This window comes from Streptomyces sp. HSG2 (genome assembly GCF_016598575.1).
Lineage (GTDB): Bacteria > Actinomycetota > Actinomycetes > Streptomycetales > Streptomycetaceae > Streptomyces.
Genome location: NZ_CP066801.1, coordinates 427995 through 449300 on the forward strand (window position 1 = coordinate 427995; position 21306 = coordinate 449300).

The 21306-nt window shown below is 72.6% G+C and carries 23 protein-coding genes and 2 pseudogenes; 9 read left to right on the forward strand and 16 right to left on the reverse strand.

Annotation, left to right across the window (positions count from 1 at the left end; all coding sequences use genetic code 11):
• Nucleotides 1-41: 41 nt before the first annotated feature.
• Complete coding sequence (locus tag JEK78_RS01410; protein ID WP_200262268.1) at nucleotides 42-413, reverse strand: hypothetical protein; 372 nt, start codon at nucleotides 411-413, stop codon at nucleotides 42-44.
• Between the two features lie 301 nt (nucleotides 414-714).
• Here JEK78_RS01410 and JEK78_RS01415 point away from each other — a divergent pair, with 301 nt between their 5' ends.
• The 3 genes from JEK78_RS01415 (at nucleotide 715) to JEK78_RS01425 (ending at nucleotide 4348) form a co-directional block, all read left to right on the forward strand.
• Nucleotides 715-2796: a SpoIIE family protein phosphatase gene (locus tag JEK78_RS01415; protein ID WP_200262269.1), complete on the forward strand. Its 2082-nt coding sequence runs from the start codon at nucleotides 715-717 to the stop codon at nucleotides 2794-2796.
• 177 nt (nucleotides 2797-2973) lie between these two features.
• Entirely contained in the window at nucleotides 2974-3579 is a 606-nt protein-coding gene (locus JEK78_RS01420) for a sulfite oxidase-like oxidoreductase (protein ID WP_200262270.1), read from the forward strand.
• Nucleotides 3572-4348, forward strand: coding sequence for a ferredoxin reductase (locus JEK78_RS01425; protein ID WP_200262271.1), 777 nt, complete (start codon nucleotides 3572-3574; stop codon nucleotides 4346-4348). The genes JEK78_RS01420 and JEK78_RS01425 overlap by 8 nt, the downstream gene beginning before the upstream one ends.
• A gap of 101 nt (nucleotides 4349-4449) precedes the next feature.
• On the opposite strand, the gene JEK78_RS01430 is transcribed toward JEK78_RS01425, so the two are convergent.
• The 9 genes from JEK78_RS01430 to JEK78_RS01470 all read right to left on the reverse strand — a co-directional run bounded on the left by JEK78_RS01430 (nucleotide 4450) and on the right by JEK78_RS01470 (nucleotide 10128).
• The gene (locus tag JEK78_RS01430; protein WP_200262272.1) at nucleotides 4450-5382 is read right to left on the reverse strand and encodes a glutaminase; all 933 of its coding nucleotides are present in this window, start codon (nucleotides 5380-5382) and stop codon (nucleotides 4450-4452) included.
• Nucleotides 5383-5407: 25 nt separating this feature from the next.
• Nucleotides 5408-6442 carry an asparaginase gene (locus JEK78_RS01435; protein ID WP_200262273.1) on the reverse strand — a complete coding sequence of 345 codons (1035 nt, stop codon included), beginning with the start codon at nucleotides 6440-6442 and terminating at the stop codon, nucleotides 5408-5410.
• Entirely contained in the window at nucleotides 6442-7143 is a 702-nt protein-coding gene (locus tag JEK78_RS01440; protein ID WP_200263934.1) for a FadR/GntR family transcriptional regulator, read from the reverse strand. The genes JEK78_RS01435 and JEK78_RS01440 overlap by 1 nt, the downstream gene beginning before the upstream one ends.
• 150 nt (nucleotides 7144-7293) lie before the next feature.
• Nucleotides 7294-7668 (reverse strand): fluoride efflux transporter CrcB, encoded by a 375-nt coding sequence (crcB, locus tag JEK78_RS01445; protein ID WP_200262274.1) that lies wholly within the window; start codon nucleotides 7666-7668, stop codon nucleotides 7294-7296.
• A complete protein-coding gene (locus JEK78_RS01450) occupies nucleotides 7665-8015 on the reverse strand; it encodes a DUF190 domain-containing protein (protein ID WP_200262275.1) in 351 nt (116 codons plus the stop codon). The genes crcB and JEK78_RS01450 overlap by 4 nt, the downstream gene beginning before the upstream one ends.
• Nucleotides 8012-8479, reverse strand: coding sequence for a CrcB family protein (locus JEK78_RS01455; RefSeq protein ID WP_242483226.1), 468 nt, complete (start codon nucleotides 8477-8479; stop codon nucleotides 8012-8014). The genes JEK78_RS01450 and JEK78_RS01455 overlap by 4 nt, the downstream gene beginning before the upstream one ends.
• Before the next feature lie 325 nt (nucleotides 8480-8804).
• Complete coding sequence (locus JEK78_RS01460) at nucleotides 8805-9005, reverse strand: hypothetical protein (protein WP_200262277.1); 201 nt, start codon at nucleotides 9003-9005, stop codon at nucleotides 8805-8807.
• Between the two features lie 58 nt (nucleotides 9006-9063).
• Nucleotides 9064-9264, reverse strand: coding sequence for a hypothetical protein (locus JEK78_RS01465; protein ID WP_200262278.1), 201 nt, complete (start codon nucleotides 9262-9264; stop codon nucleotides 9064-9066).
• Nucleotides 9265-9726: 462 nt separating this feature from the next.
• Complete coding sequence (locus JEK78_RS01470) at nucleotides 9727-10128, reverse strand: SseB family protein (RefSeq protein WP_200262279.1); 402 nt, start codon at nucleotides 10126-10128, stop codon at nucleotides 9727-9729.
• 311 nt (nucleotides 10129-10439) lie between these two features.
• On the opposite strand from JEK78_RS01470, the gene JEK78_RS01475 reads away from it, so the two are divergent.
• On the forward strand, nucleotides 10440-11900 hold the full coding sequence (locus JEK78_RS01475) for a glyceraldehyde-3-phosphate dehydrogenase (protein WP_200262280.1): 1461 nt from the start codon (nucleotides 10440-10442) through the stop codon (nucleotides 11898-11900).
• A 181-nt stretch (nucleotides 11901-12081) separates the two neighbouring features.
• On the opposite strand, the gene JEK78_RS01480 is transcribed toward JEK78_RS01475, so the two are convergent.
• Nucleotides 12082-12555 (reverse strand): hypothetical protein, encoded by a 474-nt coding sequence (locus tag JEK78_RS01480; protein WP_200262281.1) that lies wholly within the window; start codon nucleotides 12553-12555, stop codon nucleotides 12082-12084.
• 326 nt (nucleotides 12556-12881) lie between these two features.
• On the opposite strand from JEK78_RS01480, the pseudogene JEK78_RS01485 reads away from it, so the two are divergent.
• Nucleotides 12882-13229, forward strand: a pseudogene (locus tag JEK78_RS01485) (chlorophyllase); the annotation flags it as partial.
• A gap of 108 nt (nucleotides 13230-13337) precedes the next feature.
• On the opposite strand, the gene JEK78_RS01490 reads toward JEK78_RS01485, so the two are convergent.
• The gene (locus JEK78_RS01490; RefSeq protein WP_200262282.1) at nucleotides 13338-13715 is read right to left on the reverse strand and encodes a helix-turn-helix domain-containing protein; all 378 of its coding nucleotides are present in this window, start codon (nucleotides 13713-13715) and stop codon (nucleotides 13338-13340) included.
• A gap of 76 nt (nucleotides 13716-13791) precedes the next feature.
• On the opposite strand from JEK78_RS01490, the gene JEK78_RS01495 reads away from it, so the two are divergent.
• Nucleotides 13792-14202, forward strand: coding sequence for a RidA family protein (locus tag JEK78_RS01495; protein WP_200262283.1), 411 nt, complete (start codon nucleotides 13792-13794; stop codon nucleotides 14200-14202).
• Nucleotides 14203-14255: 53 nt separating this feature from the next.
• Here JEK78_RS01495 and JEK78_RS01500 read toward each other — a convergent pair.
• A pseudogene (locus JEK78_RS01500) lies at nucleotides 14256-14750 on the reverse strand (transposase); the annotation flags it as partial.
• 124 nt (nucleotides 14751-14874) lie between these two features.
• On the opposite strand from JEK78_RS01500, the gene JEK78_RS01505 reads away from it, so the two are divergent.
• The 3 genes from JEK78_RS01505 to JEK78_RS01515 all read left to right on the forward strand — a co-directional run bounded on the left by JEK78_RS01505 (nucleotide 14875) and on the right by JEK78_RS01515 (nucleotide 18101).
• A complete protein-coding gene (locus JEK78_RS01505) occupies nucleotides 14875-15177 on the forward strand; it encodes a hypothetical protein (RefSeq protein WP_200262284.1) in 303 nt (100 codons plus the stop codon).
• A gap of 698 nt (nucleotides 15178-15875) precedes the next feature.
• Nucleotides 15876-17135, forward strand: a complete 1260-nt coding sequence (locus tag JEK78_RS01510) for an ATP-grasp domain-containing protein (RefSeq protein WP_200262285.1) — start codon at nucleotides 15876-15878, stop codon at nucleotides 17133-17135.
• Nucleotides 17136-17270: 135 nt separating this feature from the next.
• A complete protein-coding gene (locus JEK78_RS01515; RefSeq protein ID WP_200262286.1) occupies nucleotides 17271-18101 on the forward strand; it encodes a DUF1684 domain-containing protein in 831 nt (276 codons plus the stop codon).
• Between the two features lie 72 nt (nucleotides 18102-18173).
• Here JEK78_RS01515 and lnt read toward each other — a convergent pair whose 3' ends face one another.
• The 3 genes from lnt to JEK78_RS23145 all read right to left on the reverse strand — a co-directional run bounded on the left by lnt (nucleotide 18174) and on the right by JEK78_RS23145 (nucleotide 21271).
• Nucleotides 18174-19784: an apolipoprotein N-acyltransferase gene (gene lnt / locus JEK78_RS01520; RefSeq protein ID WP_200262287.1), complete on the reverse strand. Its 1611-nt coding sequence runs from the start codon at nucleotides 19782-19784 to the stop codon at nucleotides 18174-18176.
• Between the two features lie 67 nt (nucleotides 19785-19851).
• On the reverse strand, nucleotides 19852-20394 hold the full coding sequence (locus JEK78_RS01525) for a hypothetical protein (protein ID WP_200262288.1): 543 nt from the start codon (nucleotides 20392-20394) through the stop codon (nucleotides 19852-19854).
• Nucleotides 20395-20485: 91 nt separating this feature from the next.
• On the reverse strand, nucleotides 20486-21271 hold the full coding sequence (locus JEK78_RS23145) for an aspartate/glutamate racemase family protein (RefSeq protein ID WP_242483227.1): 786 nt from the start codon (nucleotides 21269-21271) through the stop codon (nucleotides 20486-20488).
• Nucleotides 21272-21306 lie beyond the last annotated feature (35 nt).

Genomic DNA, 21306 nt, shown 5'->3' on the forward strand with positions numbered 1-21306 from the left:
ACTAGTTGCAAAACAGGGTTCGCGCAGATCCGGAGCGGTGCTCAGCGATTCTCCAACCGCACGTGCAGCTCGCGCTCCTGATCCCCGGAGACCGAACCCACGTCACGCACCGTGAACAACCCGTCGAGGGTGCTGCGAAACCTCTCGATGGCCCAGCAGCCCCCCTGGGCGTCGGCCTCCACCGAGGCGGCGAGCGGCGACGGCCGCGCCGCTTCCGGTCGGGCGTCGGTGACGTCGAAGGTGCCGAGCCAGACCGTCGGCCGCACCTCGTGGAACTCCCGAGGCACGTCCTCGGGCCGGCGGTCGCAGGAGTAGCGCGCCCGCAGCGCGTCGAACACGATCCGCGCGTCCTCCTTGCTGCATCCGCTGAGTTCGACGGAGACGGACTCCGGGCGCAGTCGCTCGCCGTCCATGGTGATCGCTCCTCTCCGGGCCGCCAACGCGGCACCGCGGGCACCCCGCGGACCGCCTCCCCCACTCAGAAAAGCACCACGGCGGGCACCTCACTACCGCGCGCGACCCCGGCCACGCGACGCCGCGCCCGACTCAGCCCCGGCGCCACCGCCACCGTGCCCCGCCCGAGCCCCACGCCGGCGGGGACCGGCGGCTCGCCACCCCGGGGCGGCGGGGACGAGGGGCTGCGCGCGGGAGAACGCGGTAGAACGGAAAGGTCGGCATCGACCAGGGTGCCGCGCGGATTGAAGGCGGGCCCCGATGAGCACAGCCGGACCTCCCGGCTCCGAGGACGACGAGCCGTCCCTCGGTCCCGTGCGGCCGAGCGGGCTGCTCGACGTGCTGGGCGTGGCGTCCGTGGTGCTCGACGTCGAGGGACGCGTGGTGCTCTGGAGCCCGCAGGCCGAGGACCTCTTCGGCTACTCCGCCGAGGAGGCACTGGGCCGGCACGCCGCCCGGATCCTGGTCCACGAACGACACCACGGTCTGGTCCTGAAGCTGTTCGAGGACGTGCTCCGCACCGGGGAGGTCTGGGCCGGGGCCTTTCCCGTGCGCCACAAGGACGGAACCACCCGGATGGTGGAATTCCGCAACATGCGGTTGCAGGACGACCGGGGTCGGGTCTACGCACTGGGACTCGCCGCCGACCAGGCCACCGTACGCCGTATGGAGCGCGACATGGCGCTGTCCTCGCGCGTGATCGAGCAGTCCCCGATCGGCCTCGCCATCCTGGACAAGAGTCTGCGCTACGTCTCGGTCAACCCGACCCTGGAACAGATCAACGGGGTTCCGGCCGAGGACCACGTCGGACGCACCGTGCGTCAGGTGCTGCCACAGCTGGATCCCGAGGCCCTGGAGAGGGCGGCGCGCCAGGTCCTGGAGACCGGGTCGCCGATCGTCGACCAACCGACCGTGGGCCGCACCCCGGCCGACCCGGGCGAGGACCACGCGTGGTCGGTCTCGATGTACCGGCTCGAAGACGCCTCCGGAACCGTCCTCGGCGTGGCGGCGTCGATCGTCGACATCACCGAGCAGTACTGGGCGGAGGTGGCCGCGGAGGCCGCCAGACGCCGACTGGCCCTCGTCGCCGACGCGTCGGCGAGGATCGGCACCACCCTGGAGCTTGACCGTACCGCCCGCGAACTGGCGGACGTGGCGGTGCCGGAGGTGGCCGACTTCGCGGCCGTCGACCTGCTGGACGCGGTGGTGGACGGTCGCCGCACCGTCCTGGGGCCGGGCGAGGCCGCCGTGATGCGGTCTCTGGCCGTCCGGGCCGACGACGAGCCCGAGGTGCTCGCCGCGGCCGATCCGGCCGGACGGGTGGCCGCCTACGCCCCCGAACGGTTGATCACCGAGTGCGTGCGCACCGGGCGCCCGGTGCTGGTGCCGCGCGTCGGACGGGAGGACCTGCTCCGCATCGCCCGTTCGCCGCGGGCGGCGGAGTCGCTGCGCCGGGCGGGCGTGCACTCGTACCTGGTCGTTCCCTTGATCGCACGTGGCGAGGTGCTGGGCTCGTTGGACCTGAGACGGACGCGAAACCCGATGCCCTTCGGCGAGGACGACCTGTTGCTGGCCCGGGAACTGGCCGCCCGCGCCGCTCTGCAGATCGACAACGCCCGTTGGTACCAGAACGCTCGCAACAGCGCGCTCATGTTGCAACGCAGCATGCTGCCCAGCCATCCCCGGGTGACCGGCGGCCTGGAGGTGGCCTCCCGGTACCAGCCGGCGGAGGCGACCAGTGAGGTCGGCGGCGACTGGTTCGACGTCATCCCTCTGGAGGAGTCCAGGACCGCGCTCGTGGTGGGGGACGTGATGGGCAGCGGGATCGCGGCGGCGGCGTCGATGGGCCGACTGCGGACCGCCACCAACACCCTGGCCTCCCTGGACCTGGACCCGGCCCGGCTGCTGGAGCATCTGGAGCGCACCACCGCCGGACTCGACCAGGCCATCGCCACGTGCGTCTACGCCGTCCACGACCCGCGCGAGCACCAGGTACTGGTGGCCAACGCGGGTCACCTCCCGCCGATTCGGGTCCGCTCCGGCCGGCCGCCGGAACTGCTCGCCCTGCCCACCGGCGTGCCCCTGGGCGTCGGAGGCATCCCCTTCACGACCACCGCGGTGGACTTGGACCCCGGAGACCTGCTGGTGCTGTACACCGACGGGCTCGTGGAGACCCGCAGGGACCAGCTCGACGAACGCCTGGAGGCGCTGCTGAGCCTCCTGGAGGGGCCGGAGCGCCCGTTGGAGGAGATCTGCGACCTGCTGCTGCGCAGGCTCCACGAGCCCGAGAACGCCGACGACGTGGCCCTGCTCGTCGCGCGCGCCACCCGTGTGGCCGCCTGACCCGGGCCGTCACCCGGCGAGCGACGCGGCCAAGGGCCGGAGACGCCCGAGCGGGCAGGAGCCCGGCGCGGGCCCGGGTCCCGGGAGACCACCGGCGGCGCGTACCGTGGACCACGGCCGCGCCCCTGCCGGGGGCGGCCGTGACCCGAAGCCCGCACGCCCCCGGAAGACCGGCCCATGAACATCACCCGAGGCTTCACCGGCCTGCGGCGCGGCGAGCGCGCCGGACTGCCGCCCGGGCAGTACGACGCACGGGAGGAGTGGCCCGTGCTGTCGGCGGAGGTGACCCCCGAACTGTCGCCGTCCGACTGGTCCTTCCGCCTGGGCGGACTGGTCGCCGAACCACGGGAATGGGACTGGGAGGCGGCCCACCGGCTGCCCTCGGACACCTTCGAGGGCGATATCCACTGTGTCACCGGATGGTCCCGGTCGGGCATGCGATTCGGCGGGGTATGCCTGGACGTCTTCCTGCGGGCCTGCCGGCCGCTGGCGTCGGCCACCCACGCCGTCGCGTACGCCCACACCGGCTATACGGCCGGGCTCCCCCTCGCCGACCTCACCGACGGTCGGGCCTGGATCGTCTGGGAGTGCGACGGGGAGCCGTTGACCCCCGAGCACGGCGGCCCGGCCCGGCTCGTCGTGCCGCACTTGTACTTCTGGAAGAGCGTCAAGTGGGTGGCGGGCCTGGAATTGCTCGACCACGACTCGCCCGGCTTCTGGGAGCGGAACGGGTACCACGCGCGTGGCAATCCGTGGGAGGAGCAGCGGTACTCCGGTGACTGAGCCCACGACGCGCACCTCTCGCCCATTCTCCCCGCCGACGCGGTTCGCCGTGCCCGCGCGCGTGCCGGTGGACACTCCGGAGGCGACGCGCTGGAGGACCGCGACACTGACCGAGATCCGCCGCGAGACCGCCCGCGCCGCCACCTTCCGCCTCGCCGTGCCCGGCTGGCCCGGGCACCTGCCCGGACAGCACCTGCACCTGCGGCTCACGGCCCCGGACGGGTACACCGCCCAGCGGCACTACTCCCTGGCGTCCGCTCCCGACGACCGGGGCCACGTCGAGGTGACCCTGGACCATGTCGAGGGCGGCGAGGTGTCCGGCTGGTTCCACACACGGGCCCGCCCCGGCGACACGGTCGAGGTACGAGGGCCGCTCAGCGGCTTCTTCGCCTGGGCCGGGGACCGACCCGCGTTGCTGCTCGGCGGCGGTTCCGGAGTCGTTCCCCTGATGTCGATGGTCCGCCATCACCGGGCGCGCGACCTGACCGTGCCACTGCGGCTGTTCGTCTCGGCGCGCCGCCCCGAGGAGCTGATCTACGCCGGGGAGTACGGCGCCGAGACGACCGCGGTCTTCACCCGGTCGGCCCCCGCCGGGGTACCGGTGGGACGACTGACCGCGGCGCGGCTGGCGCCGTCGCTGTCCGATCCGCCGGCGGGCGGCTGGGAGGCCTACGTCTGCGGCTCGAACGCGTTCGCCGAGCACGCCTCGCGGCTGCTGGCGGCCGGCGGACAGCCGGTCGAGCGGATCCGCGTGGAGCGTTTCGGCTGACCATGGGAACGCTCCTCGTCCAGGAGGGCATCAAGAGCCCGGGAGGCCGCGGAGGAGCCGCCCGCGTGTCGCGGAGCGGAGCCGGGACCGACGACGGGGGGTCAGAAGACGGACAGGCCGGTCAGCGTGGTGAAGCGGTCCAGGGCGGCGACCCCCGCCACGGAGTTGCCGTGCCCGTCCAGGCCCGGCCCCCACACACAGAGCGTGCAGTGGCCCGGCACGACGGCAATGATGCCGCCCCCCACCCCGCTCTTGCCGGGCAGACCGACCCGGTAGGCGAACTCGCCCGCCGCGTCGTACGTCCCGCACGTCAACATCACCGCGTTGACCTGCTTGGCCTGGCTTCGGGTCAGCAGCCGGGTGCCGTCGGCGCGTATTCCGTGCCGGGCGAGGAACCCGGTGGCCAGGGCCAGGTCGGCGCAGGACGCGCTGAGGGAGCACTGGCGGAAGTACTGGTCGAGCAGGTCCGGTACGGCGTTGTCGATGTTGCCGTAGGAGGCCATGAAGTGCGCCAGAGCGGCGTTTCGGTCGCCGTTCGCGGTCTCCGAGGCGGCGACCTCCTCGTCGAACTCCAGCGAGGGATTGCCGCTCTCGGTCCGGAGGAACTCCAGCAGTTCCCCCGCGGCGTCGCCGGTTCTGGTCAACAGGCGGTCGGTGACGACCAACGCTCCCGCGTTGATGAACGGGTTGCGCGGAATGCCGTTCTCGTATTCGAGTTGGACCAGCGAGTTGAAGGGGTTGCCCGAGGGTTCGCGCCCGACGTGCTCCCACAGTTCGTCGCCCTCGCGGGCCAGGTCTAGCGCGAGCGTGAAGACCTTGGTGATGGACTGCGCCGAGAACGGCCGCCGCCACTCCCCCACCCCGTGGACCGTGCCGTCCGGTTCCGCCACGGCCATGCCGAAGCTGCGCGGATCGAGGGCGGCGAGCGCCGGGATGTAGTCGGCGGACCGGCCTCGGCCGGGGGTACGTTCGATCTCCTCGGCGATGCGTTCCAGCGCCGAGGAGAAGGTGATCGACGGACTCATGATCGTCATTTTGCCTCCGGTCGGCACCGGCCGCTCAGGCGAGGGCGGGGGCCGGGTTCGCCTCGGGTCCCTCTCCGGGGTCCAGAGCGGGAACCGGTCGGACGCTGCCGACCGGACGCCCGCCGCCCAGCAGGGCCTCCCCGGCGAACGGGGCCAGCGCCGCCGGGTCGACCCCGGCGCGGGCGAGGGCGGCGGCGGCCACGGGAACCCGGGCCCGGTCCGCTCCGTCGGCGATCTTCACCGCCACGGCCCTGCCGTCGGGCAGGGCGGCCACCTGAACCCCCTCGAACCCGTCCTTGGTCAGCAGGCCGGGCACCGCCCGCATGAGCGCGGCCACGTCCCGGGTCGACCCGGAGGCGGCCTCGGCGTGGGCACGGACGGCGTCGGCGACGCGTGCTTCCGGGGATCCGGTGGGGGCGGTGGTGAGACGGGCGGCGGCACGGGCAAGACCCCGCAGCGAGACCGCGAAGAGCGGTGCTCCGCAACCGTCCACGGTGACCGCGGCGACGCGCTGCCCGGTGAGGTCCTCCACCGTCTCGGCGACCGCGCGCTGCAACGGGTGGCCGGGGTCGAGATAGTTCTCCAAGGGCCAGTCGTTGAGCACGCAGGTGTGGAGCATGGCCGCGTGCTTGCCGGAGCAGTTCTGGGCGAGCCGGGACGGAGCCCTGCCCTCCCGGATCCACCGCTCGCGCGTCTCCCGGCCGAAGGGCAGGTCGCGCACGTTGCCCAACCGCTCCTCGGTGAGCCCGGCCAGCCGCAGGATGCGTACCGCTGCGCTCAGGTGCCGCTCCTCCCCGGAGTGGCTGGCCGCGGCGAGCGACAGCAGCTCGCCCTCCAGCGGGAGCCCGGCGCGCACCATGGCGACCGCCTGTACCGGCTTGAGCGCGGAGCGAGGGTAGAAGGCCGCGTCGACGTCGCCGAGCCCGAGACGCGTCCGCCCGCCCGCGTCGAGGACGACGACGGAACCGTGGTGGACACCCTCGACGACGCCGCCGCGCACGAGCCGCGCGACGGGGACGTGACGGGGTTCGCGTATGGGTGGCGCGTCCGCGCGCAGAACGGGGTCCATCACTTGCCTCGGTTTCCTGGCGGCGGAGCGGAGGACGCGGCCTCGTCCGCGGTGGCGGTGGTGGTCGGGCGCACGACGCGGGCCAGGGTCTGCTCGACCCGGTCCAGGTGGTGGTTCATGGCGTGCCGGGCGTCGCGGGGGGACCGGTCGGCCAGGGCGAACAGGACGGCCCGGTGCTCCCGATCGGCCTGGGCTCTCCGCCCGTCCAGCCCGTCGAGGAAGGCGGACTGTCGGGCCAGGGCGTCACGGATCTCCTCGACGACCCGACGGAAGACCGGGTTGCGGGCCGCCTCGGCGACCGTGAGGTGGAACCGGGTGTCCAGGGCGGCCCAGGTCACGGTGTCGTACTCCCGTTCCATGCGGTCCAGCAGCCGGGACAGGCCGTCGAGTTGCTCTCCCGTGCGACGCTCGGCCGCGTAGCCGGCCACCGGGACCTCGACGTGGCGGCGGACCTCCATCAGATCGCTCGCCGCGTAGTCGCCGAAGGTCGGGTCGGCGACGGCGTCGGCCACGACGTAGGTGCCGCTTCCGGTGCGGGACACTGTCAGCCCCAGCGTCTGCAGGGCCCGCAGTGCCTCCCGGAGCACCGGACGGGAGACCGCCAGACCGCGGCAGAGCTCCGCCTCGGAGGGCAGCCGGTCACCGACGCCGTACTCGCCTCGCTCGATGGAGCCGCGCAGATGGGCGAGCGCCGACTCCATGGCGCTCGCGCGACGCGGTGGTCCGGGGACACCCGACCGGCTGTCTGACAGGTTCACGGAGCGATGATCGGGCCCCTGAGAAGCGCTGTCAAGCCGCTCTCGCCCGCACCTCGGCGACTCGTTCCCTGCGCGTGCCGACGCCCGGGGCGGTCAGCCCCAGAGCGCACCGGCCAGACCCGCCCCGGCGAACGCCCCGCCGACACCCACGGTGACACTGGTCACGACGTTGGCGGCGGCGAGTCGACCGGCGCCGGTCTCGACCAGCCGGAGCGTTTCGTAGGAGAAGGTCGAGTAGGTGGTCAGAGCCCCGCACAGCCCGGTACCGAGCAGGAGGATCGGGCCCTGTCCCGCCGCGCCGGAGAGGGCGGCGCCGGCGAGCACGCCCATGGCGAGGCAGCCGACGGCGTTCACCACGAGGGTCCCCCAGGGGAAGGCCGAGTCGTGCCGGGCCTGGACGGCACGGTCCACCAGGTAGCGCAGCGGGGCGCCCACAGCGGCCCCGACGACGACCAGCAGCCAGCTCACGACGTTCCCCCCGCACCGCACGTCCGGCGGACGACCTCGCACGCGTCCGGCACGATCGGACTGTCCTCCACCGGATCGTCCGGTCGCGGGAGGAAGGCCCGCACCCTCGCCTCGTCGTCGACCACGACGATCGCCACGGGGAGGTCCTCGCTCGGCGACAGCGGTCGATTCGTGCGGATCAGGGAGGAGGCGGCCAAGCCTTCCACCCCCCCGAACACGCTCGCGCCCGCGAGTCCGGCGGCCCTCGCCCTGTGGACGATCTCCGCGTGGACAGGCCGGTGGTGCCAGGTGTCCCGCTCGCGGACGACGACGGTGAGGCGGAGCGCCGGTTCGGTGCGCGGGGTCACGTCCGCCTCCCGCTCGGCCCGGTGACCCGGCGGGCCGCCCGACCGCCCGACCACACTCCCGCCAACGCCGCCGGCGGGGTCACCGCCAGCAGGGCGAGCGCGGTTCCGATCCGCCCGGAGTCCGCCAATCGCTGCACGTCCACGGCGTAGGCGGAGAAGGTGGTGAAGCCGCCGAGCACACCGGTGCCGAGGAACGGCCGCAGCAGTCGCGGGGAGAGGCCGCGTTCGGAGAGGGTAGCCATGAGCGCGCCGATCAGGGCGCACCCGATCACGTTGATCCAGAAGGCGGTCCAGGGAAAACGGTCGGGCGCCATGGGCCAGGCGACCTCGGCGGCGTGGCGCGCGGTCGCGCCGATCGCCCCGCCCGAGGCGACGGCGGCGAGGATCGGCCCCTGGTTCCCCACACGGGGACGTCGGAGCGAACGGGCGCCGGTGCGTGGGTCGCCCGCGTCTTCGGGGGTCACTGCCGAGCCTCTCCCTCGCCTCCGTCGAAACCCGACGCGACGTGCCCGGCGGGCGTGACCGCGGACCGGGTGCGGCGACGACCTCGCGGGCCTGGCCGGCGTACGACGCGCCCCGGTGCCCCGCCACCCCTCGCGGCAGGGTCCTGGGCATCCTAGCGCCGTGTCACACGACATCACGACGAGCCCGCGCACGACACCGGTCGCCGATCGGGCGCCCGGCCACGCCACAAGGGCGCGCGGGGAAACGCGCCGGGCGCGCCCGGTCGGCGTGGGGGTCGGGGCGCGGGTCGGTCGGCACCCGGCCGGCGCCGACCGGGCGGTGGATTCAGCCGACGGCGTTGACGACCGCGGCGGCGGCGAGAGTGCCGAGTCCGGTCACGAACGCGCCCGCTCCCACTGTGGCGACCACGGCGGAGACGACGGCGAAGGCCACCGGTTCGCTCGCGGCTTCTACGAACCCGGGGTGATCCTCGCGCAACCGCCCCAGGTCGGACGGCATCGCGGCATTGACGTTGGCCTCCAGCATGGTTTTCCCTTCGCGTACTTCGTTGTCGACGCCCGTTCCGGGCGCGCTCGCGGGTGTCTCAGCCGAGGGCGGCGGCCAAGGTGAAGCCGCCCGCGACGCATACGCCCACGCCGACGACGCTGAGCGCGCCCGCGGTCACCAAGGACGACGGGGTGACGGTGGCGACCGGGGCGGGCTTGTCGTCGACGAAGCCCGGGTGCGTCTCGTCGAGTGGCCCCGTCAGCGCCTCGTGTACGAGGGCGGTTCGACTGCCAAGCATGTGCGGACCCTTCTTCGAGTGGACCGGACCGTCGACCCGGACGGCCTTGGACGACCTTCACGGGCTCTCGCGCGCCCCCGGGTTCCCCGCACCCGGTCGCGCGCCTGACGGACTGACGGTGGTATGCCAACGAATCTAGGGGGCCCGCGGGCGCCCGCACCTCCCCCGTTCATGCCGCGGACGGGTCGACACCGCCTCCCCCGTCCGGCCGACACGCGGCGAGGACTGCGGGTCGCGGGCAGCGCCGTCCGTCCGGGCACCGGGGTCGCACCGCCGCGATGTCGCATCGGCCGGTGGCGACGGCAAACCCCGCCGGACGGCCTGGTGGGGCCATCGCGCGACGGAGCACTCCCCGACACGGAGCGGCGACGGAACGCCCCGAAGGCCGCTCGCGTCGGGAAGCGGCCTTCGGGGTGTGCGGCGAGCGGCCCGCGCGGGTCCCGGGCCCGCGCGGGCGGCGCGTCAGGATCGCACCAGGAGAGTGCGGACCCCCTCCGAAGTCAGCGTGAGGCGGTGGTCGGAGCCGGCGTCGATGGACAGCGAGAGGTCACCCGCGGGCCACTGCGCGGCGAGCGCGCCCAGCGGGACCATGCGGTAGCGGGAGACGTACGGGAGCAGGCCCGCCATCTCCACCTCCGAGGTGAACACCGGTACGACCTGTCCGCCGCCCGTCTGTTCCAGCACCGGAAGGGCCAGGGTGGTGGCGTCCGCGGACTCCTCGGCTTCGGTGTCGTCGGGCACCGGCACCAGGACGTCACTGCCCGCCAGTGTGTCAAGCGCCGCGGCGTCCTCGGTGTTGTCGGCCAGGGTGTCCAGCGCCCGCTGGGCGGCCGTGGGGATGGGGTCGTTCGCAGGTGTGTCCATGGCGGTGTCCCAGGTAGGAGCGTCGTTCCGGCCCACCCGGCCGAGGTCGGGCACGGGTGGTCTCGCGTCGCGTACCCCGGCACGCTCCCGGCAATCCTCCTCGCGGGACGGGCTCCCCGCCCTCCGGAGCGCGGGGAGCGCGCGGACGCCAGGGGGGCGGACGCCTTGGGCGTACGGATGTCGACGCCCCGCGCACCCGCGGGTGTCGCGGTCGCCACAGCCCCCTCCCCGCCCGCAGAGGCCCTACCCGCAGAGGCCCCACCCGCATGTGGTTAACATATGAGCGCCTCCTAGCTCGAAAGATGCGGACTGTGACTGTCAACGACGACTCGTTCACCGACTGGAAGAACCGCGAAGAGATCGCGGAATCGATGATCCCGATGATCGGGAAGCTGCACCGGGAGCGGGACGTCACCGTCCTGCTGCACAGCCGTTCCTTGGTGAACAAGTCGGTGGTCAGCATCCTCAAGACGCACAGGTTCGCCCGGCAGATCGCCGGCGCCGAACTGTCCGTCACGGACACCCTGCCCTTCCTCCGGGCGCTGACCGCCCTGGAACTCGGTCCGTCGCAGATCGACCTCGGGATGCTCGCCGCCACCTACCGGGCGGACGACCGGGGACTGTCGGTGGAACGGTTCACCGCCGAGGCGGTGGCGGGCGCCATCGACCGCGACTCCGCCCGCCGGGAACGCCGTGAGCCGCGTGACGTGGTGCTCTACGGATTCGGTCGGATCGGCCGGCTGGTCGCCCGACTGCTGATCGAGAAGGCCGGGTCCGGGAACGGTCTGCGGTTGCGCGCCATCGTGGTGCGAGGCGGAGGCGGAAGGGCCGGCGAGGATCTCGTCAAACGGGCCTCGCTGCTGCGCCGCGACTCCATCCACGGCCAGTTCCACGGCACGATCACCGTCGACGAAACGGAGCGGACGATCATCGCCAACGGCAACGCCGTCAAGGTGATCCACGCCGACGACCCCGCCGAGGTCGACTACACCTCCTACGGGATCAAGAACGCCATCCTCATCGACAACACCGGCAAGTGGCGGGACCGCGAGGGACTCTCCCGGCACCTGCGTCCCGGGATCGACAAGGTGGTGCTGACCGCCCCCGGCAAGGGCGACGTCCCCAACATCGTGCACGGCGTCAACCACGACATGATCAAGCCGGACGAGTCGATCCTGTCCTGCGCGTCGTGCACCACCAACGCGATCGTGCCGCCGCTGAAGGCGATGGACGACGAGTTCGGCGTGGTCCGGGGGCACGTGGAGACCGTGCACTCCTTCACCAACGACCAGAACCTGCTGGACAACTACCACAAGGCCGACCGCCGCGGTCGCTCCGCCCCGCTCAACATGGTGATCACCGAGACCGGCGCCGCCTCCGCCGTCGCGAAGGCCCTGCCGGACCTCCAGGCGAAGATCACCGGCAGTTCCATCCGGGTGCCCGTGCCGGACGTGTCCATCGCCATCCTCAACCTGCAGTTGACCCGGGCCACCACCCGCGAGGAGGTCCTCGACCACCTCCGCGACGTGTCGCTCACCTCCCCGCTCAAGCGACAGATCGACTTCACCAACGCACCCGACGCGGTCTCCAGCGACTTCATCGGATCGCGACACGCCTCGATCGTCGACGCCGGAGCGACGAAGGTCGAGGGTGACAACGCGATCCTGTACCTCTGGTACGACAACGAGTTCGGCTACTCCTGCCAGGTCGTCCGGGTGGTCCAGCACGTGTCCGGGGTGGAGTACCCGACCTACCCCGGCCCGGCGGCCTGACGAGATCGCGCACCTCGGCTGCGCGGGTACGGCCGGAGCCGCCTCAGGGCCCCTGAGGATGGCTATTTACCTGCGCTGATGGGCATCGTCGACATAATCGAGAGGAGGGACGGGTCACCCGTCCCTCCTCTCACACCACCGGACATGCGGGCCACGCATCCGGCGGTTCATCAAGCTGATCTCAACCGTTGCCAGGTCGGCTTGAGCATGCGCAGGCCAAGGTCTTCCCAGTGAGAGTTGGGCAGTGCCCGATGGAGGACGACCGATCCCGCGATCCGCCAGTAGCCCTTGCTACTGGCCGCCCATTCCCGAGCAGCGCGCTCACCGCCCCCGAGCGCGGCACGAGCACCTGCGCGATGGCCTGCTGGATCAAGCGGTCCAGCACCCGCGGCACCCCCAGCATCCGCTCGCCGCCGCCAGGCTTCGGGATGATCACCTGACGGACCGGCGCCGGCCGGTAGATGCCCGCATCGAGTTCGGCCCTCACCTCAGGCCAGCGCACCGCGACCCACGGTCTGAGTTCGGCCGTGGTCATACCGTCCACTCCGGGAGCACCCCGGTTCACCTCGACACGGTTGAGCGCCACGAGCAGGTTCTCCTTCGAGAGCATCAACTCCCAAAGCGAGCAACACTGTTCGCGGTGAACGTCCTCCATGGAGTGCGCCGACCGGCCACTACGCTCCGCCGAGGGCTCCGCCGGATGCACCGGCTCCTCCCCCTGCGGCACAGCCGAAGCAGTGTTCCCGCGGTCCCTGTGACCGGCACGAGCAACCACCACATCATCCGTTCCGGGCCTGGACGGCCTACCGATGGGATGCCCGCCCGGGCCGACGGCCCTGACCTACCCGCGCGAACTCTAAGCGACTTCGAGCAGCTGGTCCCAGGCGAGTCCGTCCGACGACTCGTTACCGAGAACACCTCGCTCAAGCACCGTGTGCGCCAGCTGACCCAAGGACCTCGGTGGTGTCATTCCTCGACGGCATCGGCTTCTCGACCATGACCACTCCCGCCCTCGTGGTCGCGGACGACAAGGACGACCCCGACTACTTCACCGACATGGGTCCCGACTGGCACGTCGACCCCTACACGCTCGCCCCCTCGCCCAAGACCCTGATCACCCTGTTCGATGCCGAACACCTCCTTGGCGGTGTCTCCGGCTACGACGCCGACGAGACGACCGACGAGAACCCCGCACGCGTCGCCGCCCTGGCCGAACTCACCGCGGCCTACCTCCGCACCCGGTTCAGCCCCGGCGACGACGCCTGGTCCACGGCGACCACCGCGCTGACCACCGGCTCCGACGCCGTGGGGCGGGCCGAGGGGAAGTAGGCCCATCCCGGCCGTCACCGAACCGGAAGAGGACGTGTGCTGCACGGCCGGCAGCATACGCCGCTGCGTGTGGCGGAAGTGCAGCTGGCGGGCGGCCGGGGCCGGGCCTCACGGAGGCCCGGCCCCCTCCTCCTGTGTGTCGAAGCCTTGGCGGGCGCGTTCGATGGCGGGCATGTTCTGTGCGGCCCAGGCCAGTAGTACGTCGACGGGGTGCCGGAGGGTCTTACCGAGGGGGGTGATCCGGTACCTGACTGCCACGGGGCGGGTGGAGACGACCTCACGCTCGATGACTCCGTTGCGTTCGAGCCGGCGGAGCGTTGCGGTCAGCGATTTCTGCGTGACCTGTGGGATGGCCCGGCGTAGTTCGTTGAAGCGGCAGGGGTGTTCGCAGAGCTCGTTGAGGACGCCGAGCGACCACTTGTCGAGGATCTGGTCGAGCAGTTCGCGGTGCGGAGGGTCGATGTGGAGTTCGCCGTCGGTAACCATGGTGAAACCTGGTCTCGTTGAAGTGTCTTCCTACGACTAGGTAGCTTACGGATACCTACTTCGGAGGAGAGAGTCCATGACCGTCCAGCACTTCACCCCGGAAGGCATGCTGCAGCCGGCCCCGTACCACCACGTCGCCGTGGGCACCGGGTCAAAGCACGTCCACGTCAGCGGCCAGGTCGCGCGCCAGGCCGACGGCGTCCCCGTCGCACCCGGCGATCTGGCCGGGCAGGTCGCCCAGGCCCTGCGCAACACCGCCATCGGTCTCGCAGGTACGGGGGCGTCGTTCACGGACGTACTGCGTCTGACGTTCTACGTGACCCAGTGGAGCCCCGAGAAGATCAGCGACTTCATGACCGGCGTGGAGGCGGTCGCCGACGAGATCGGCCTCCGGCTTCCCATGCCTCCGGCCTCCCTCATCGGCGTCGAGCACCTCTTCGAGCCGGACGTGCTCGTCGAGGTTGAGGCGACCGCGCTCCTGGACTGATCCCTTCAGGCACATGCCATCCGGACTCGGCTCCTCACGGCCGAGTGAACGGAGCCGAGTGTCTGTTTGATCATCCAGTAGGTGTGTGCCAGGTCGATGCGGCGAAGGAACACCTGCCATCGCAGGTCAACGTCCGCGCCGTTCACGCCGGTCTTCGAGGACCACAGCCAGTCCGGGAGGGGGTCCTGGCCGCCGGGCAGGTGGTCGACGGAGAGACGGATCCGGGTGCCCTCGATGACGGGGAGTTCGCCGGTGTGGTCGATCCAGGCACAGCGGGTGGTCAGCTTGGGGTGGAGGCGGTCCCAGGCCATGGCCGTCGCGGTGCCGTAGCGGTCGGTGACCTGCACCGTCTCCGCGTCGGGCTCGCCCCGGGTCTCGGGCTTGGCGAAGCGGAACTCCTTGCCGTGCTTCGGCGGCCTCCCGCCCTGGGGATAGGTCTGGGCGTACTCCTAGAGGGACGGGGTCGGGCGGCGCATCACCCGGTCCGTGCGCATCCGCCCCAGCACTTCGACCGGCAGGCCGGCCAGGAGGTATGCCATGCGCGGGGCGCCGTAGCTCGCCCGCACCGCCGAGCGGCTGGCGCAGTCGCCCGACACCGAACGGGCCGTCGCGCTCCGGGGAGTACTGCACAGCTGGCATGACGTCAGCAGCCGGCTCGGTACGGACCCCGGCGTGGCGGCCGAGCTGGCGAAGCTGACGGAGGGGGTGCGCGATCAACTGGCGAAACACGCCGGGGACGAGGAGCACGAGCTGTCTGGTCGGCTGGCGCCGGTGCTGGGCAAGCAGGTCTGGAAGGGGTTCGCGACGCACATGCGCAAGACGGCACCGAGCTGGACCCTGAAGTTCATGCCGGCCTGGCTGTCCTCCGTGGCGGGCGCAGGCGAGCGGGGCGGAGTGCCCGCCCCGCCGGTGGCGGCGCTGTTCAAGGGCTGGCTGGAGAAGCGACAGCGGGCCGCGTTCGGCGAGAACTACTGAACGGACCCCCGTGAGGGCATCACCGCTTCCCGTCCGTCTTGACCATCCCCTCGTCTGACTGGGTCCGGTACAACCAGCTCACCTCCTGTACGGCTGGCAGGCCACGTCGCCTGGTGCGCGTACTGTCGGGCGGTCGGCATGTGCTGGGTCTCCCACGGCCGCTGGACCGCGCACGAGGAAGCCACCACCGACGCCGGTCAGCCCGAACTTCTACCGACGGTGCGGGCCGTGCCGCACCTGTGGGAAGGCGAGGCGGCACCATACCCCCCGCCAAGGCGGGAGGAACTCCCCTGCGTCGCCATATGACGCGGAGGGCCTACTGTTTTCGCAGCTCACAGCCCTATCAGGGAGGATGATCCGAGGGAGTTCTCAGGGGGTTCCCGCTGCCACAGGGGGTTCCGAGGGGGTTTAGGCGCGAAAGATCGCGGAACATCGAGAAACACCCCGGTAACGCTAGACGCCAGGTGGCAGCCGCTTTTGGCTCACTCGACGCGGGTCAGGCCCGCTCCGGGGTGGAGTACCCGACCCACCCCGGCCCGGCGGCCTGAGGCCCGCCGCGGACGCACGCCGCCCCCACCTGTGGTCGGGGCGGCGCGGGGTCCCCCGATGGGGTCCGTCCGGTCTACGCTGGAAGTGGGCCGTGAGCGGGCTTCACGTGCCTTCGCCGAGGGCTCCCGACACGCGGCCGGAAACAGAGTATGGCTCTTCCTCGCGTGGCCGTCGTCCACGCACCGCACGGCAGCGCCCACCTCTCCGACATCGAACGGTCCGCCTCCGGCCTCTGCCGGCCGGTGCTCCTGTTCACCGAGGAGGCGGCGGAGGCCCACCCCTGGGTCGTGAACGCCGCCGACCGTCGATTCCCGGTCGCGGTGGCCGGGGCGGGGCGACTCGTGGCGACCGCCGCCGCGCTCGGCCTCGACGGCGTCACCACCTTCCACGACGCCCACGTCGACGACGCGGACACGGTGGCGCGCGCCCTGGGACTTCCCGGAGCACCGGCGACACCGTCTCCCTGGGACAAGCTCCGACAGCGAGCCACCCTGTGGAAGGCCGGTCTCACCGACGTCCGGTGCCGGCGGGTGGACTCACGCCAGGACTTCGACCGCGCCGTCGGGGAGTTGCCGCCGCCCTGCGTTCTCAAGCCCCGCCGTGGGGCGGGCGGCTCCGGCATCGCCTTCCTGCGCGACGCTGAGGACGTACGACACCAGCGAACGACCAGAACGCACTGGACGGGCCTCACTCTGGAGACCGTGCTGCGGCGCGGCGCGCACCCCGTGCGGCCGGACTGGCTGGCCGACTTCGTCTCGGTGGAGACGGTGAGCGGCGAGACCGACCACGAGACGGTGGCCGTGTTCGACAAGCTCCCGGTGGAGGTGTCGCCGCACGCCGGCCCGGACGGGGCGGACGCCGTGGGGGTGACCGGGGACGTGCTGCCCTCACAGCTGCCCCGGGACGGCGAGGAGCAGGTCCGGTCCTACGTCCGGGCGTGCCTGGAGGCCCTCGGCGTCCGGTGGCGCGTCACCCACACCGAGGTCCGCGTCACCCCCGAGGGGCCGGACCTCATCGAGATCAACGGCCGGGTCGGTGGCCACCTCGACCGGCTGCTTCGACTCGTCGGCGGCCCGGACCTCCTGCGATCCGCCTTCCTCGTGGCACTCGGCTCGTGTCCTCCCCACGCCGCCCCCGATTCCCCCCACGACTGCGTCATGGGGTACTTCCCCCCCTTCCCCGAGCGCGCCGGAGCGGTCCGGTCCCGGGTGACCGCGGACGACCTGCTGTCGCTCGACGGAGTCTGCGCGGTCGAGGAGGTGGCCGCCGCAGGCGAGGCCCGGGAGGCGACCGGCTACCGGATGGCGAATCTGATGCTGCGCGCCGACACCCCCGAGGTCCTGCGCAGGCGCTCGACCGAGGCGGCGCGGGCGGTGCGACACCTCTTCGCCGCCGACACCGGGGGCTGAGTGGATCCTGCCGCCGTCGCGGCCCGGGCTCCAGGGCGCCGCGACGGCGGCAGGACGGCGCCCGGGGACCCGCGGGTCGGCCCCCGGGCGGCTACCGTGGGAGGTGGGGATGTCCCGACAGGGCGGTGGTTCGACATGTACTCGTCCACACAGGGCAGCTGGCCCGACTGGCGCATCGACCGGATCCACGCCGTCACTTCCACGCACGGTGCGTTGGCGCTGGTCTCCGCCCAGTGCGTCGACGCTCGCCCGACCTCGATCGAGGCGCTGTCGGGAGCGGCGGCCTGGCACCCCGACGGCGCACCCGGGCTCGTCGTCTCGGCCGACGCCTCGCTGGGGGTCCGCGTGGACGGCCGCCTGGTCGACGGGGAGGAGTTCGTCGACGCGTCGCGCCCGGACGGTGGGCCGGTCATCGAGTGCGGGCCCTACCTGCTCGATGTCTTCTCGCTCGACAGGATCGACTACGAACTGCGCGTCTACCGTTCCGGGGCACCGGGCCTGAGGTCCTTCCGGGGGATCGAGACTTACCCTTACGACGAGTCCTGGGTCACGATCGGCGAGATCTCGCCCTCAGGGGGCGGGGAGGCCGTGCCCTGGTCCTTCACGCGCGCCGCCGACTCCGGCCGCACGAAGATCGTTCCCTTCACGGTGACCGTGGACGTCATGGGCTCGCCGTACGAGTTGCTGCCCTTCGAGGACGGCGACGACGTCGTCCTCGTCGTGGCGGACGCCACCACCGGCGAGGAGTCCTCCCCGCAGGGTCGCTTCCTCCGCCTTGCCCGCCCCGCCGCCGGCGAGCCCTCGGTCTTGGACTTCAACTACCTCTACATCCCCCCGTGCGCCTTCTCCGACGCCTTCAGCTGTCCCCTCCCGCCACTGCGGAACGAGATCGCCGCACCGATCCGCGCCGGGGAGAAGCGCGTCCTGTGGACGACGGAAGCGCCCGGTCCGCTCTCCGGCCGCTGATCCCGCCGCCGGGGCCACCGGTGGGCCACGCCGGCCCCCGAGAGGCCGTGGGACGCCCTCTCGGGGCGGGCTCTACCGTTTCCCCGAACGGCGCCGCGCCGCGGCGGCGAGGGCCCAGCCGATTCCGGCGACGGCGAGCGCGGCGAGCACGGCCTCCGGGAGCGGTCCGAACCGTGTGGCGGGGGTCTGCGAGGAGCGCAGCGGGACCTCCGCCACCAGGGAGTCGGCGACGAACATCCCCGTCCTCCGGGCGACGGTTCCGTCCGGCATGATGATCGCGCTGACTCCGCTGGTCACGGGCACGGCGACGGCACGGCTGTGCTCGACGGCGCGAATCCTGGACATGGCCAGCTGCTGGTGGGTCATCTCGCTCCGGCCGAAGGTGGCGTTGTTGCTCGGCACGGAGATCATCCGGGCTCCGTCCCGCACCTCCGAACGAACGGCCCAGTCGAAGGCCGCCTCGTAGCAGGTGACCAGGCCGACCCGGGTTCCGGCCATGGCGAACACGCCGGACTCGTCGCCCCTGCTGAAGTCCTGGCGGACCATCGCGGTCCACTCGGGGTTCAACGCCCCGATCAGCGAGCGCAGGGGCAGGTACTCCCCGAACGGCTGGATCTGACGCTTGTCGTAGGTGTCCACGGGCCCCTCCGCGGGGTCCCACAGGATCTGCTCGTTGTAGAGCCGGCCGTCGCGCTCGACCACCCCGCCGACGGAGATCGGCACGCCGATCGACCGTGCCGCGCGGTCGATCACCTCACGGGCGTCGGCGTTGCGGAACGGGTCGATGTCGGAGGAGTTCTCCGGCCACAGGACGAAGTCGGGCGGGGCGACGTCGCCCGCCCTCACCAGAGCGGCCAGCCGTTCGGTCTCCCGGGCGTGGTAGTCCAGCACCGCGCGCCGCTGGGCGTTGAAGTCGAGACCGGCGCGGGGGACGTTGCCCTGGACGACCGCCACCGTCGCGGTGCCCTCCTCCGCCGCGTCGGTCACCAGAGGCCGGGCGGCCCACGCGCCGAGCGGAGGCACGACCAGGCAGAGCGACGCAGTGACGGCGGCACCCCGACGCGCCGCCCCGGTCCGACGATCGCGCCCGAACAGGGACACCGCCTGGCAGAGGCCGAACCCGCAGAGCGCCGCGGCGAAGCCGAGCAGGGGCGTGCCGCCCAGCGCGGCGAGGGGGAGGAAGACCCCGTCCGCCTGACCGAAGGCGATCTTGCCCCAGGGGAAGCCGTCGAAGGGCAGTCGGGCGCGGAGCCCTTCCGCCGCGACCCACACCGCCGCCGCCCACACGGGCCACGCGGGCAGGCGCGACACGGCGGCGATGCCCGCGCCGGCGAGGGCGAGGAACAGGGCCTCGACCGTCGCCAGCGCCAGCCAGGGGCCGGGCCCGACCTCCACGCCCGTCCAGCGCAGCAGCGGGAGCAGGAAGCCGAGGCCGAAGAGCCAGCCCAGACCCAGCCCGGCCAGCGGGCCACGTCCGCGCAGCACCGCGCCCAGGATCGCCAGCGCGGGCAACGCCAGCCACCAGACGGTGCGGGGCGGGAAGCTGAGGTAGAGGAGGAGGCCGGCGATCCCGGCCGCGACCGGCGGCACGAGGCCGCGCGAGCGTCGGACGACGCGCGACGGTGCTCCCGTCCGCCGCTGCTTACGGTCCGACCCGCCCTCCGACATGGCGATGAGGGTCATCCGGGGAGTCTACGGCGGGCCCCGCGCACCGGGAGAGCGGGGCCGGACTCGGGGGTCGAGGCCGCCGTCAGGGCGCGGGGTCGGGTTCCCGGGGTCGCAACCGGTCGGTGATGACGTGGGCCGCGGTGGCGGCGTCGTCCACGGTGACGGTCAAGGTGTGACCGTCCCGCATCCTCAGGATCACGCCCTCGCCGCGCCGGACGACGACGGCGGTGCCCATCTCCGGGCGCCAGCGGTAGCCCCAGCCACCCCAGTGGCGGGGGGTGACCATCGGGGTGAACTCCGCCCCGGCCACCTGGGCGAGCGGAATGCGCCGGCGGGGCAGTCCGACGTGGCCGCACCTCACCTCCAAGGACTCCTCGTCGACGCGGAGCGCGACGTGGACGAAGGCGAGGGTCCCGAAGAGGACGAGGAGGCCCACCGCGACACAGCCCACCACGGCCATCACCAAGGCCACGAGCTGGGGACCCCCGGTGGAGCCGACGGCGAGGACGATACCGAGGGCCACGCACGCGGCCCCGGACAGGGCCGGCAGCCACTGCATCCGGTTCGTGGCCCGACCGGTCCACACGGCGGGGCGGGGGGGCTGGGCGCCGGGACGGTCCCTCATGGCTACGAGCGTACCCAGCCTCCCCCCACCCGGGTGGTCGACGAAGACGCGAAAGGGGGCCGGTCGGGTGTCGTCGGGCTCGGCGACCGCGTCACCCCGCGGGCGCGACCTCGGTCAGGTCTCGCCCCTCCGGGTAGGCGAGGGCCGGGAGCGGCAGGACACCCGGCCGCCCGCTGAGCAGCACGGTGACGGCACCGCCGGGCGTCACGCCCGGCGTGGGGGACGCCCCGATCCGGCGCAGTGCCTGGGCGGCGACCGCGCCCGCCGAGCCGTGCAGGACCGGCGGCGGTCGATCCCGTCGGGCGAGCGCCTCCCGGATCCGTCCGGCGACCAGCTCGTAGTGGGTGCAGCCGAGGACCAGGGCGGCGACGTCGTCCGGTGTCCGGGCCGCCGCGGCGGCGACGGCGGTGTCGATCGCCCGCTCGTCGGCACGCTCGACGGCCTCGGCGAGCCCTGGGCAGGGCACCTCCGCGACCACCACGCCGTCGGCGTAGTCCTCGATCAGCCGACGCTGGTACGGGCTGCCGGTGGTGGCGGGCGTGGCCCAGATGGCGATGGGCTCACCGCCCGCGGCGGCGGGTCTGATCGCCGGGACGGTGCCGATCACGGGCAGACGTGGTTCGAGACGGGCCCGCAGCGCGGGCAGGGCGTGCACCGTGGCGGTGTTGCAGGCGACGACGAGGGCGTCGGGCCGGTGGGCGGCGGCGGCCTCCGCGACGGACAGGGCCCGCGACGTCAGCTTCTCGGGCGTCCGCGCGCCCCAGGGCATCCCCTCGGGGTCCAGGGAAAGCACGAGCTCGGCGTCCGGGCGGAGCCGCCGCACCGCGGCGGTGGCGGCCAACAGGCCGATTCCGGAGTCCATGAGCGCGATCTTCACCCGGTCACGATAGACGATGTACGTTCCGCTCCCGC

Bases quoted from the DNA above. Each gene is read 5' to 3' on its own strand.
- JEK78_RS01490 (WP_200262282.1), bottom strand. From the start codon at position 13,715: ATGGTTACCGACGGCGAACTCCACATCGACCCTCCGCACCGCGAACTG.
- JEK78_RS01460 (WP_200262277.1), bottom strand. From the start codon at position 9,005: ATGCTGGAGGCCAACGTCAATGCCGCGATGCCGTCCGACCTGGGGCGG.
- JEK78_RS01420 (WP_200262270.1), top strand. From the start codon at position 2,974: ATGAACATCACCCGAGGCTTCACCGGCCTGCGGCGCGGCGAGCGCGCC.
- JEK78_RS01415 (WP_200262269.1), top strand. From the start codon at position 715: ATGAGCACAGCCGGACCTCCCGGCTCCGAGGACGACGAGCCGTCCCTC.
- JEK78_RS01480 (WP_200262281.1), bottom strand. From the start codon at position 12,555: ATGGAGGACGTTCACCGCGAACAGTGTTGCTCGCTTTGGGAGTTGATG.
- JEK78_RS01495 (WP_200262283.1), top strand. From the start codon at position 13,792: ATGACCGTCCAGCACTTCACCCCGGAAGGCATGCTGCAGCCGGCCCCG.
- JEK78_RS01410 (WP_200262268.1), bottom strand. From the start codon at position 413: ATGGACGGCGAGCGACTGCGCCCGGAGTCCGTCTCCGTCGAACTCAGC.
- lnt (WP_200262287.1), bottom strand. From the start codon at position 19,784: ATGACCCTCATCGCCATGTCGGAGGGCGGGTCGGACCGTAAGCAGCGG.
- JEK78_RS01465 (WP_200262278.1), bottom strand. From the start codon at position 9,264: ATGCTTGGCAGTCGAACCGCCCTCGTACACGAGGCGCTGACGGGGCCA.
- JEK78_RS01435 (WP_200262273.1), bottom strand. From the start codon at position 6,442: ATGGACCCCGTTCTGCGCGCGGACGCGCCACCCATACGCGAACCCCGT.
- JEK78_RS01515 (WP_200262286.1), top strand. From the start codon at position 17,271: ATGTACTCGTCCACACAGGGCAGCTGGCCCGACTGGCGCATCGACCGG.
- JEK78_RS01440 (WP_200263934.1), bottom strand. From the start codon at position 7,143: ATGGAGTCGGCGCTCGCCCATCTGCGCGGCTCCATCGAGCGAGGCGAG.
- JEK78_RS01470 (WP_200262279.1), bottom strand. From the start codon at position 10,128: ATGGACACACCTGCGAACGACCCCATCCCCACGGCCGCCCAGCGGGCG.
- JEK78_RS01430 (WP_200262272.1), bottom strand. From the start codon at position 5,382: ATGACGATCATGAGTCCGTCGATCACCTTCTCCTCGGCGCTGGAACGC.
- JEK78_RS01525 (WP_200262288.1), bottom strand. From the start codon at position 20,394: ATGAGGGACCGTCCCGGCGCCCAGCCCCCCCGCCCCGCCGTGTGGACC.
- JEK78_RS01510 (WP_200262285.1), top strand. From the start codon at position 15,876: ATGGCTCTTCCTCGCGTGGCCGTCGTCCACGCACCGCACGGCAGCGCC.